The following is a 12,440-nucleotide window of genomic DNA, read 5'->3' as shown; positions in this document are numbered from 1 at the left end:
AAAGCCGCCTTGGCTTTGTTTTTTTATTTTCTCCTCTATATGAGTCTTGTGGAAGTATGATAGGATGGTTTTGACAATCTTTTGCAGACGGAGGATCTAGAATGAAGATTTACGGAATTTATATGGACCGCCCGCTTTCACAGGAAGAAAATGAACGGTTCATGTCTTTCATATCACCTGAAAAACGGGAGAAATGCCGGAGATTTTATCATAAAGAAGATGCTCACCGCACCCTGCTGGGAGATGTGCTCGTTCGCTCAGTCATAAGCAGGCAGTATCAGTTGGACAAATCCGATATCCGCTTTAGCACGCAGGAATACGGGAAGCCGTGCATCCCTGATCTTCCTGACGCTCATTTCAATATTTCTCACTCCGGCCGCTGGGTCATTTGCGCGTTTGATTCACAGCCGATCGGCATAGATATCGAAAAAACGAAACCGATCAGTCTTGAGATCGCCAAGCGCTTCTTTTCAAAAACAGAGTACAGCGACCTTTTAGCAAAAGACAAGGACGAGCAGACAGACTATTTTTATCATCTATGGTCAATGAAAGAAAGCTTTATCAAACAGGAAGGCAAAGGCTTATCGCTTCCGCTTGATTCCTTTTCAGTGCGCCTGCATCAGGACGGACAAGTATCCATTGAGCTTCCGGACAGCCATTCCCCATGCTATATCAAAACGTATGAGGTCGATCCCGGCTACAAAATGGCTGTATGCGCCGCACACCCTGATTTCCCCGAGGATATCACAATGGTCTCGTACGAAGAGCTTTTATAAATGGCTCATCAACAGCTTGACACCGCGCTCAATATCTTCCGTTTTCACATTGGAAATATTGATTTTTAATAGATTTTCTTTCTGATAATCTGATAAATAATGACGGTCTATCGCCTCAAGGATCACCCCTTGTTTTTTCAGCCTATGAATCACTTTTGAGGCGGGCAGATCCTGAGGAAGCACCAGATGGGTGTGCATACAGGGTGCCTGCCCGCTGGAGAACGTAAAGCGGCCGCTTCCCAGCTGCCTGTGTGTTTGAATGGCTTGATGTAGCCTCAGCGACCGCTCTTTATAAGAATTTCTGATTTTCTCCTTATGCCTGCCGTACATACCGCTTTTCAGGTAAATCTCCAATGCCGCTTGAGAAATCATCGAACAGTCGATGTCGTTCAGCTTTTTGTACGCATAGAACTTGTCAGTCAGCGCTTCGGGCAAAACAGCCGCCCCCGCGCGAAGGCCGGGGAACATCATTTTCGAGAAACTTTTCAAATAGATGACATGTGAGGACAGATCATATGCGTACAGCGGATCTGCCTTTTTATTTTCCTCCAGATCACCGAGGTAATCATCCTCAACGAGGTAGACATCATACGCTTCTGCCAGTCTCACAAGCTCCTGTTTATCACGCTCTGACAAAGAGCAGCCAAGCGGGTTATGGAAGCGGGGCATCGTATAAAAAAATTTAATCGATTCTGTTTGAAATAACCGCTCAACCTCGGCTATATCAAGCCCTTCTTCCGTTCGTTTCACCCCGATGGCGGGAATCCCAAGCGTCTCAAGCTGTTCGACCATCAAATGGTAGCCCGGCTGTTCAATGGCGATCTTCTCTTTCCCATTTGGGAACGGCATGGCACAAAGCAAGGATAACGCCTGCTGGACACCTGATGTAATGAAAATATGCCTTTCATCCGCAAATACCTGTTGATTGGCCAAGAGCTTTCGGAGTACGCGGATGAGTGATGGAAGCCCCTTTGGCGTCCCATAAATAAACAAATCGTTTTTGTATGTATCAATCGCTTTGTTGATGCAGTGCTGAAAATCAAGATACGGAAACACATCTGGGTCCGGCGCAGATGTGGCAAAGTCGATGGGGCCAGGCTGCCCGCTTTTTGATTTCCCTGTCTTTTTCACAATATAATAGCCGCTTTTCGGAACAGAATAGATAAGGTGGCGCTTTTCCAGCTCCTGCAGCGCGCGGATCACTGTGCTTTTGCTGACTTGGTAGCGGGCGGACAGCTGACGGATAGATGGAAGCCTGTCTCCTTCTTGATAGGCGGTGCTTTGCATCATCTCCTCTATCCTCGTTAATAGACTCATATATTTCTCCATGCCTTCTCCCCCTGTTTTGTACCGGTACAGTTCATTGTTTTTCTCATTGTACCGTTCTGACCGCGGCCATACAATAAAGGGAGCGACCGGCGCTGAATTCAGGTAAAGGAGCCCTCCCCATTATGGTTAAACATCAGCAAGCCCCCGCTTATATAGCGGCTATTTTATATTCGTTCATTATCGGTTTATCCTTTCTATTCGTAAAAATCGCACTGCAAACAGCAGAGCCGTTTGATATTTTGGCGCATCGGTTCACCATTGCGTTTGCTGCGGCCACTATACCGATCTTATTCGGCTGGGTAAAGCTATCAATCCGCATAAAGGACGTCATTGCCATTTTGCCGCTCGCCCTGCTGTATCCCGCGTTATTTTTCAGCTTTCAGGCATTCGGCCTTGTGTACTCGTCCTCCTCTGAAGCGGGAATTATTCAGGCAGCCATTCCGATTTTCACGATGGTCTTTGCCGCTTATGTTTTAAAGGAACGTCCAACGTGGACGCAAAAGGGGTTCACGGTTTTATCCGTTGCCGGCGTCATGTTTATTTTTGTGATGAAAGGCGTTGACGTGGAATCAGCCAGCTTAAAAGGGTCTTTGCTGATCCTATTGTCTGCTTTGTCTTCAGCGATGTACAATACTGCTGCCAGAAAAATGACGCAGCGGTTCAAGCTGACCGAGCTCACCTACATCATGTCAGCCATCGGCTTTGTCGTCTTCAACGCCATCGCCCTTGTGCGTCACGGAGCGGCGGGAACAGTCGGCACTTATTTTCTGCCGTTCCGGGAGCCCGGCTTCGTTCTCGCCATTGTGTATTTGGGCGTGCTGTCTTCACTTGTCACTTCATTTCTGTCTAACTATACGCTGTCGCGAATTGAGGCGTTTAAAATGAGTGCTTTTAATCATGTATCTACCATTGTGACGATGATTGCAGGAGTTGTGATTCTCAACGAAAGCCTGGCCTGGTATCATCTTGCCGGGGCTGTTTGTATTATGATTGGCGTGGTGGGGAGCAATATCAATCTGGAGAAAAAAACAAAGCGCCCTGGTATGCCTGCAAAAAAATGAGAAATTATGCTAGACTGAAAGGAAAAACATGGTTAGAGGTGTAGGTTTACCGTATGATTCAATATGCTAGTGAAAGTATCAATCTTCCAGGAGAAATCGCTTTTAAGGATGTAAGAGAAATCTTTTTTTATCAAATCGCAAAAATATCATGCTTTTACTTTCTGTTGTTTTGCGCCATATTTGCTGCAGTTAACCTCATTAACGGATGGCCCCGTATCGTTTATGGCAGTGACGCGCTTAACTTGTTTATGAACAGTATGTTGATTATCGTGATGTCCGTTCTGTTTACACTGCTGCTCCTCCTGCTTCTATATGTGAAGTTTTCCAGAGCATACAAGAAGAACGAACGGATGAAATCTAAAAGAACATATACTCTGAACCAAGAAGGAATTCGTATATGTTCTAAAAAATATGACCTCATTTTCAATTGGAATGAAATCACAGCTGTTTTCGAATATAAAAATATCTTCAGGGTCAATACATCAAGTGGCCAATATATTGCGATCCCAAAACATTTTTTTCATTCCGAAGTGGAGATGAACAGATTCAAGGAGATTATCCTTAAAAATACTGAAACAAAAAAACTCAAATTTAAAAAGGATCAGCATTGACAGTGCTGATCCTTTTATATTGAATGGTGGGTTTCGTTTGCCTTCTGTTTATCTAAAAACGGCGGCACCAGCTCTATTACAGCCGATAAACCCACAAACACGATGCACACAGCGACAATCAGCAAATAACCATGAGTCATGTCAAAAAACAAACCGCCCGCATACACGCTAAGAGCTCCGGCAACCTGATGGATAAAGAAATTGATGCCTAACAGCGATCCGATCAATCCTGTTTGATAGCTTTCCGAAATTGACGCTGCGGTCAGCGGGATCACGCCTGTGTAACTGAGCCCGAATAACAGGATAAACCCGAAGTACCAAAGGTCGCTTTGATGAATTCCGAGAATGGGAATGAGCAGGCAAATGAGGCTGAGCAGCCGAATGAAAAATAAGATGGATAGCATGACGCTTCTGCTCCCGAGGAGATCGGACAGCCAGCCTGCCAATAATCCGCCAATGATGATAAACGCCCCGAACGCGGCCATCATTCCGTTGACATGAGAGACATGCGCATCCTTCAGTATCGGGACGAGGTGAGCATCAATAATTCCCATTGTAAATCCGCAAGTAAACACGCCGAAGTACAGGATATGAATGAGGCGGGATTGCTTCATCACGTTCCAAAACCCCCGCCAATTATAAGATTTTTTCACAGACTCCGCTTGCGCATGCGGCGGGTGCTTCATCCCAAAGACGAGGAGCGGCAGCAGAACAGCCGCCATGACGATTCCCAAAATCGTATAGGTGCTCTGCCAGCCGGCATGATACGGAGCCGCAGCCCAAATGGGCGAGAGAAGCAGCAGGCCCGCAGAGTTGGCATTGGTCAAAATAGCAAGCGCCAGACCTTTGTGTGTGTCAAACCAACGGCTGATGAAATACTGGGTCGTCACGCCGACCGCGCAGGAATAGCCGATTCCGCCAAGCACACCGTAAATGGCGGAAAACACATGAACATTCGGTGAATAAGGAAGCACCAAAAAGCTTGCGCTGATGCAGACAGCTCCAAGCGCCATAATTTTTCTGACACTGAAACGGTCGATGAAAAAACCGACAAAAAACTGGACGATGCCGGTTGTGATCATAAAAATGCTGACAGAAACCGAGATCAGCGACCTGTCGGCATGGAAGGCATCTGCCATTGGCAGCATAAAAAATTGAAAGGAATTTCTGAATGAGTTCATTCCGATGGCGAAAACAAACGTAAACAGCAATACAAACCATTTCATCCTGGGAGACGTGCGCATGTTTCGACCTTCCTTTGTTTGAGTATTTCGACTATTATACCATGCAAAAATTAGCATTCAACACAAAAAAAAGCGGAACAGCCGAAGCTGTCCACTTTTGATCACGGTTGAATGATCGGATGCTGATTCAAGATCGCAAAAATCCGTTCTGCGACTTCTTCCGTTTGTGACAGCAGGAACATGTGCCCGCCGTCAAATTGATGGAATGTGATGTCTTTTGCCCATTTCTTCCAGCCTTCCGCATCTCGTATGCATTTTTTATCATCAAGCCCGTTAAAGACATGAACAGGCGACTGGATCTGGGCCAGATCGAAAAGCTCAAATTGTTCAAGAGCCCGGTAATCTGATCGGAAAGAAGGCAGGAAAAAGGACATGACCTCCTTATTTTCAACAAGCTCTGCGGGCATTCCGCCTAATTGGATAATATGATCGAGAAACTGATCATCAGGCAGGTGGGACACTTTCTTCCGCTGAATATGAGGCGGCTGGATTGCAGAAATAATAACCGCCTGCGGAAAGATGCCTTCACGCTCAAGCTTTTGCGCCAGCCTGAAGGTGATCATTCCGCCCATACTGTGTCCGAACAGCACAAACGGCCGATCAGGGCGAAGGTTCAGTTCTTGCTTGTACAAATCCGTCAGCTCTTCGAGATCCTCAATGGCTGACGTTTGATTCGTGCCGTGTCCCGGCGGCTCGGCAGCGAGCATCTCGCACTCCCCCTGCAAAAAAGCATGGAGAGGGCGAAACGACGCCGAGTAGCCGCCGGCAAACGGAAAACAGATGAGCTGCGTTTTTTCTGACGCATCAAATGATTTGAAGAGTTGGCTCATTGGCCGTCTCCTCCTTTCATCACTTCTTTTATGAAACCGTTACGGTTTGTGTATTAAGAAATTCGAGCAAAATCCCGGCATTCCTATCTAGCGTTTCGCCCTGCAGCATTTCTGCGTGTGTTCCGAAGCCTCTTTTCACACGGTAAGCACCTATTGTAGCTTCTTCCCATGATGCAAGCCATTCCGGCATGTCAAAATCAATGCCGGAAGTCAACAGATCAATATCTGCTTTCACCTGGCCTGTGCTGATCAGGCTGACGTAGTATGAGTAAAAGGCATGTGTTTTTTGCTTGAGGCCTTGTTTGACGGCTTCGCTGTTGAGCGCTTCATTGTCCCGATTGACATTCATCAACGCTTCGACATCACTTTCAACCGTGCGTCCGTCCAGATCACTGACACCTTGTTTTTTATAGGAATCGACCATGATGATCCGCTGAACAATACGGCCTTGTTCCTCAAGCTTTTTCGCAGCTTCAAACGCCAGGCTGCATCCCGCTGAATATCCAAACAATGTTAAAGGCCCTTCCGGCTGCAGCTTCTGGATCAAATCCGCATAGCGGTCAAGCCGGTCTTCCTCCTCAATAAAATCAAAGGCGCACAGCTTGTATGACGGCAAGCGGCTGGATAGATTTTGGTACATAAGGCCATAGCCCAAGACCGGCGGGAATGCGAAAATGATCTGCTCCTGATCCTGATTCATTATCGTTACATCCTGCAAGCCATCAGGACCCCCGTTTTTCAAATACGCTGAAATGCCGGCGATCGTCGGCGCTTCAAACAAAAGCTTTACTGGAAGATCAATCCCGAGCTCTTTCTTGATGCGGGACGCGGCGGTCATGGCCTTCAAGGAATGCCCTCCGAGCGCAAAGAAATCGTCATGAATGCCAATTTGCTTTCTGCCGAGAACCTCAGACCATATTTGTGCGATTGTTTCTTCCATCTCGTTCCGCGGTCCGATCCATTCTTGGGCCAGCTGATCCTGATCAGGTTTTGGGAGCAGCCGTTTATTGACTTTCCCGTTCGTCGTTAAAGGAAGCTCATCCAAGAAGGTAAAGGTTTGCGGCACCATGTAAGCAGGAAGCTGTTTTTTCAGGTGCGCCTTCACGTCTTCAGCTGAAAGCTGCGTTCGGTTCACAAGGTAGGCATTGATTGATGCATCGCCAGACTCAGGGCGGTCCGCCACAACGACCGCATCTTTCACACCTGGGTATTCCTGCAGCTGCTTTTCGATTTCTTCAAGCTCAATCCGGTGTCCGCGTATTTTGACCTGGTCGTCAATACGGCCGGCGTATTCAATCGTTCCATCTGGCAGCCAGCGCGCTAAATCCCCTGTGCGGTAAAGCGTTTCTCCCGGCTTGAACGGGTTCTTAATAAACTTTTCCTTCGTGAGGTCAGCACGATTTACATATCCTTTTGACACGCCCATTCCGCTGATGCACAGTTCACCGATCGCCCCGAATGGCTGGAGCTGGCTTTGCTCATTCAGAATATAAACACTGGCATTGCTGATCGGCTTTCCGATCGGCAATGAGGAGATGGAATCCGGTATATCATGCACGACGTGAGCAGTCGCAAACACTGTTCCCTCAGTCGGCCCGTAGCAGTTAATCAGCTTGCCCGGCCCCATGACCCGCAGCGCTTTTCTGACATGAGGCACTGAGGCGCGCTCTCCGCCGAATAATATACAGCGAAGCCCCTTCATCCAATCCTCTCCCGCATCTGTGAGAAGATTAAATAGTGCGGTTGTCGCAAACATGACATTGACATTCTCTTGCAGGATCAGATCTGTGAGCCGTTCTGTATCAAGCAGCGTATGTTCATCTGCGATAATGAGCCGTGCCGCATTCAGCATAGAAGCATAGAAATCAAAGGTAAATGCGTCAAAGGCGTAATTGGAAACAGACAAGAACGTATCCTGATCAGAAAATGCCATGTAGTCTACATGCTTGACCAAACCTTGAATATTGGCATGAGTGGTCATATTGCCCTTTGGCTTTCCGGTTGTGCCGGACGTGTACATGATATATGCCGGATCATTAGGATCAATCGCGGTTGCAGGATCGCTTTCCTGTTCTTCAAACCGTGTTTGATCATCAATGAAGAGCGTTGTGCCTGTATACGGCAGCTCAGCCGCTTGTTCTTTCATCTCCTGATGCGTCAGAAGACAGGCTGCCGCACTGTCAGCCAGCATATACGAGATTCGGTCCTCTGGCAGCTTCGGATCAACCGGCAGATAGGCTGCTCCCGCCTTTAATACACCGAGAATGCCGATCACCAATTCAAGTGAGCGCTTCGTGTACAGCGCTACAACAGAGCCTTTGCCCGCACCGTGTTTTTGCAGCCGGCGTGCAAGGCGGTTCGCTTCCTCATCTAATTCGCGATAAGACAGGGTCTGGCCGGAATACGTAAGCGCAGGTGCATCCGGATTGACGTTCACTGCTTCCTTGAACCAATCCGTCAGAGGCTTTGTTTCATGAGCTTGAGCCGGCGGGTTTAAGCCGGTTAGCAAAAATTCTCTCTCCCTGTCGTCAACGAGGTTGATCGTGCTGACAGGCTGATCCGGATTCTGGATGAGCTGCTGAATTGCTGTGAGAAGCTGAGATTTCAAGCGCAGGATAAACGCCTCATCAAACACATTCTCGTTATAAGCAAGCTTAATCAGCATCTCATCTCCCGGGGAAGCCATCAGGTTGAGATCATAATTCGACTTCTCAAAAACATGAACATCCACCATATCAAAGCCGTTTTCACTGCTTTCTTCATTTTTCGCATCCTGAAGCGGATAGTTCTCAAAAACAATGATGTGGTCAATCAGTTTCGGCTGATCGGCCTGGCTTTGGATGTCATAAAGCGGCACATATTGATGCGGCTCAGACTGCAGCGATTGCTCCTGCAGCTGCTTGAGCAAGCCGTTAAATGTGATACCCTCAGACAGCTTCACACGTCTCGGGACAACGTTGATAAACAGCCCGACCATATGTTCAACGCCTTTGATTTCCGCGGGACGCCCTGAAACAACTGTACCGAAGGCCAAATCGCCAGACTGCTGATAGCGGCTGATCAATACGCTCCAGACTGCCTGCAGCGCCGTACTTAAAGTGGTATGCTGCGATTTTGCAAGCTCGGTAAAGGCCTTTGTCTCCGCCTCCGGCAGTGAAAAGAGCAGCTCTTTCGGCTCATAGCCGTCCTTTTGTTTCTTTCTTTGCTCCGCAAACGTCGTTTGTCCTTCAAAGTCCTCTAAATATTCGCGCCAGTAACGCAGTGATGCTTGTTTATCCTGCTTTTCAAGCCACTTGATGTAGTCTTTATACGGTTTGACGGGCGGCAGGCTGTACGGCTTTTGTTCGCGCAGAGCATTGTATACCTTAAATAGATCCTGTACGACGATGCCGAAGCACCATCCGTCCAAAATAATGTGGTGGTAGCTCCACACCCATTCAAAGCTTTCTTCAGCTTTCTTGAAAATGGCTGCCCGCATCGGAATATCCCGCGTCAAATCAAAACCCCTGATCTTATCCTGTTCTTTGTACTCATTGATTTTGGCTGTTTGCTCGCTGCCCGTTAAGTGTGTCAGATCGATTTCTTCTATATGGAACTGCCGTTTTTTCAATACGACTTGGACAGGTCTTTTTACTTTTTCGTGAATGAACACGGTACGAAATACATCGTACCGGTCCATGATCACATTCATGCTTTCTTCAAGACATTTGATATTCAAGCTGCCTTTTACTTTCATCGTGATTTGTTCAAGGTAAAAGCTTTGGCCGGGATTCAGGATGGCATGAAAAAGCATCCCTTCCTGCATCGGCGATAGGTAATACATATCTTGAACCTGATCCTTGCTAAATTGACTCATATGTTTCGCTCCCGCCTTCTGTAATTCCCTTGCGTTTTATTTTAAATTCTCCTCAAGCATGTCAAAGATATCTCCCATCTCGTCCATTTCAAGGTCTTCGGCGCTAAAGTCGCTTGGTGTGAATTCCTTGTCTTCTTTTTCCGTGCAATGGCGGATTAGCATCAGGAGGTTTTCTTTAAACCGTTCCATTTGCTCCTCGACTGTAGCTCTTTCAAACTCCTTTTCATTGTAGGAGCAGGAAAGCACAAACCGGCCGTTTCTGATCATGCCGCTGAAGCTTAATGCGTACAGCGCTTCTGATTCCTCGCTTACTTGGCGCCCCATATCGAAAGCGGACGGTTCAAAGAAATCGGTTTTGACTTCACTGTCGAATTGGCCCAAATAGTTGAAGCTGATCTCCGGTGTGAAGCCCTTTGTTTCCGCTGTTTCTGTGAAATAACGAAGAATGCCATAGCCAACACCTTTGTCCGGAATGCGGCGCAGGTTTTCTTTGACTGTTTTGATCACAGCTGAGGCATCTGCTTCAGACATGTCGAGCACAACAGGGTATTGTGCCGTAAACCAGCCGACCGTTCTGGAGATATTCACATTCGGGATGATGTCCTCCCGGCCGTGTCCCTCAAGGTTAATGCCAATTTTGGCCCCCTTTGTCCATTCTTTCATTGTCAAACCGAGCGCGCTGAGAAGAATATCGTTGATTTCAGTTCCATATGGCTGATGAACATCTGTTAAAAGATGCTTAGTGTCTTCTTCCGTTAATTCACATAGGACGGATGATGTATCCTTGACGATCCGCTGCACAGTTTCACAATCCTTCGGTAAAGGAGAAACCTGTTCAGCGGCAATTTGCGACCAGTATTCAGCCTGCTGTAAAAGATGCGCTGATTGGCTGAATGCCGCCAGTTCTTCCGCCCAATCCTTGAAGGAGTTTGTTTTTTGCGGGAAGACAAGGCCCTCTTCTTTCTCAGCCTGCATGTAGCCTGAAGCAAAGTCTTCAAGCAAAATCCGCCATGACACACCGTCGACCACGAGATGGTGTACAGCAATGAGCAGGTGATCCCCAGCTTCTGTGCGATATTGCTCCGCCTTTAAAAGCGGCCCGTTTCGCAGATCGAGACTGCTTTGCAGCCTGTCCGCTAGAATCTTGACCTGGCTTTTCAGCATGTCTTTATCGGAGCCGTACAGGTCCACGATTTCAAAGCTGACTTTGCTTTCGCTGATTGGTTTATATGCTTGCAGGATCTCTCCGTTCTCCTCACGGTAAACCATACGAAGCGCGTCATGATGCTCGATCAGCGCCTGCAATGTTTTCTCCACCCGTTCAGGATCAAAGCCCTTCTTGGCGTGAAGCATCACCGATTGGTTCCAGTGGTGCTTGTTCGTGAAGTTCTTTTCAAAGAACCAGCGCTGGATCGGCGTCAGGATGACTTCGCCCTCCACCGGGCCTTGATCTGCCTGTTTGCCTTCGGCACGCTCTACATATTGGGTAAGCTCTTCGATCGTCGGGTGCTGGAAGAGATCTTTCATTTCCAGCTTCCAGCCGTGCTGGTTCAAGCGGCTCGCCATTTGAATTCCTTTGATGGAATCTCCGCCAAGCGAGAAGAAATTGTCGGTGACACCGACTTCAGACATTCCAAGCACGTCCTGCCAGATGCCGGCAAGCAGCTCTTCCATGTCGGTCGTCGGCGCTTTGTATTCTCCGCTTCCCGCTTCGATGTCCGGCTCAGGCAAGGCTTTGCGGTCCACTTTGCCGTTTGCCGTAACCGGAAGCTCGTTCAGCGTCACCCAGAACGCCGGGATCATGTAATCCGGCAGGGTTTCCTTCAGTGCTGATTTCAGTGCTTCTATGTCAGCTGTTTCCGGTGTGACATACGCCGCGATCGCTGTGTTGCCGCCTTTATCTTTGACAGCCGTCACCGCCGCATCCTGCACCTCAGAAAGCTGGGCGAGCTGGACTTCAATTTCTGAAAGCTCGATCCGGTAGCCGCGGACCTTGACCTGCTGGTCGATCCGGCCGATGTATTCGATGCCGCCGCCCGTCCATTTCACCAAATCGCCGGTGCGGTACATGCGCTCACCCGGCACAAACGGATCAGCGACAAACCGCTTCGCGGTTTCGTCTTCTCGATTCAGATAGCCTCGTGCCAGTCCGCGCCCCGCCACGCAAAGCTCTCCGGCTACGCCTTCCGGCTGCACCTGATTGCCCTCGCCGAGAATGTATACTCTCGTATTGGCAATGGCCCTTCCGATGGAAAGCGAGCCTTCCTCCGGATGGATTTCTGCGCTTGTGGCAACGACCGTATTTTCTGTCGGCCCGTAGTTGTTGACGAGTGTGTACGGCTTTTTCACTGCGCGCTTCAGCTTGTCTCCTCCGGTCAAGAGGACGCGAAGTGATGTGTTCTCAAGCTCCATGAACTGTTCCGCAAGCTGTGTCGGCAGGAACGTGATCGTTACGCCGTTCGTTTCAAAATAATCGTTCAGGCGGACGATATCGAGGCGGATCGCTTCATCAATGACGTGAAGCTCAGCGCCGATCGTCCAAGTCGGGAACATCTCCCAAATGGAAGCGTCGAACCCAAAGCCCGCGTACTTCGCACTGCGGTCCGCCGCTGTCATGCTGAACGCGTCGTGGTGCCAGAAGCACAGGTTCACAAGCGCATGGTGCTCGACCATGACACCCTTCGGCTGTCCGGTCGTTCCAGACGTGTAAATCATGTACGCCAAGTTCTCCGC

General features: G+C 48.5%; 7 protein-coding genes and 1 pseudogene. 3 read left to right on the top strand and 5 right to left on the bottom strand.

Features of this window, described 5'->3' with window-relative positions; all coding sequences use genetic code 11:
* Positions 1-101: 101 nt before the first annotated feature.
* Positions 102-776 (top strand): 4'-phosphopantetheinyl transferase, encoded by a 675-nt coding sequence (locus CW370_RS16015; RefSeq protein WP_003234549.1) that lies wholly within the window; start codon positions 102-104, stop codon positions 774-776.
* On the opposite strand, the gene CW370_RS16010 is transcribed toward CW370_RS16015, so the two are convergent.
* Positions 771-2,105, bottom strand: a complete 1,335-nt coding sequence (locus CW370_RS16010; protein ID WP_101169808.1) for an aminotransferase-like domain-containing protein — start codon at positions 2,103-2,105, stop codon at positions 771-773. The two genes, CW370_RS16015 and CW370_RS16010, sit on opposite strands and share 6 nt — an antisense overlap.
* Before the next feature lie 122 nt (positions 2,106-2,227).
* Between CW370_RS16010 and CW370_RS16005 the strand changes: the two genes are divergently transcribed.
* Positions 2,228-3,166 carry a DMT family transporter gene (locus CW370_RS16005; RefSeq protein ID WP_101169807.1) on the top strand — a complete coding sequence of 313 codons (939 nt, stop codon included), beginning with the start codon at positions 2,228-2,230 and terminating at the stop codon, positions 3,164-3,166.
* A gap of 53 nt (positions 3,167-3,219) precedes the next feature.
* A complete protein-coding gene (locus CW370_RS16000) occupies positions 3,220-3,777 on the top strand; it encodes a YcxB family protein (protein WP_101169806.1) in 558 nt (185 codons plus the stop codon).
* Positions 3,778-3,791: 14 nt separating this feature from the next.
* Here CW370_RS16000 and CW370_RS15995 read toward each other — a convergent pair whose 3' ends face one another.
* From CW370_RS15995 to srfAB, 4 genes and pseudogenes are all read right to left on the bottom strand, one after another.
* On the bottom strand, positions 3,792-5,021 hold the full coding sequence (locus CW370_RS15995; protein WP_029946024.1) for an MFS transporter: 1,230 nt from the start codon (positions 5,019-5,021) through the stop codon (positions 3,792-3,794).
* 101 nt (positions 5,022-5,122) lie between these two features.
* Complete coding sequence (gene srfAD, locus CW370_RS15990; RefSeq protein WP_042977202.1) at positions 5,123-5,851, bottom strand: surfactin biosynthesis thioesterase SrfAD; 729 nt, start codon at positions 5,849-5,851, stop codon at positions 5,123-5,125.
* A gap of 28 nt (positions 5,852-5,879) precedes the next feature.
* Complete coding sequence (gene srfAC, locus CW370_RS15985) at positions 5,880-9,707, bottom strand: surfactin non-ribosomal peptide synthetase SrfAC (RefSeq protein WP_101169805.1); 3,828 nt, start codon at positions 9,705-9,707, stop codon at positions 5,880-5,882.
* A 36-nt stretch (positions 9,708-9,743) separates the two neighbouring features.
* Positions 9,744-12,440: pseudogene (gene srfAB, locus CW370_RS15980) on the bottom strand (surfactin non-ribosomal peptide synthetase SrfAB); the annotation flags it as partial.

The sequence above is a fragment of the Bacillus sp. SN32 genome, from assembly GCF_002837495.1.
Lineage (GTDB): Bacteria > Bacillota > Bacilli > Bacillales > Bacillaceae > Bacillus > Bacillus subtilis.
The sequence above is the reverse complement of the archived record's forward strand: the minus strand, read 5'-3'. Positions and strand labels throughout refer to the sequence as shown.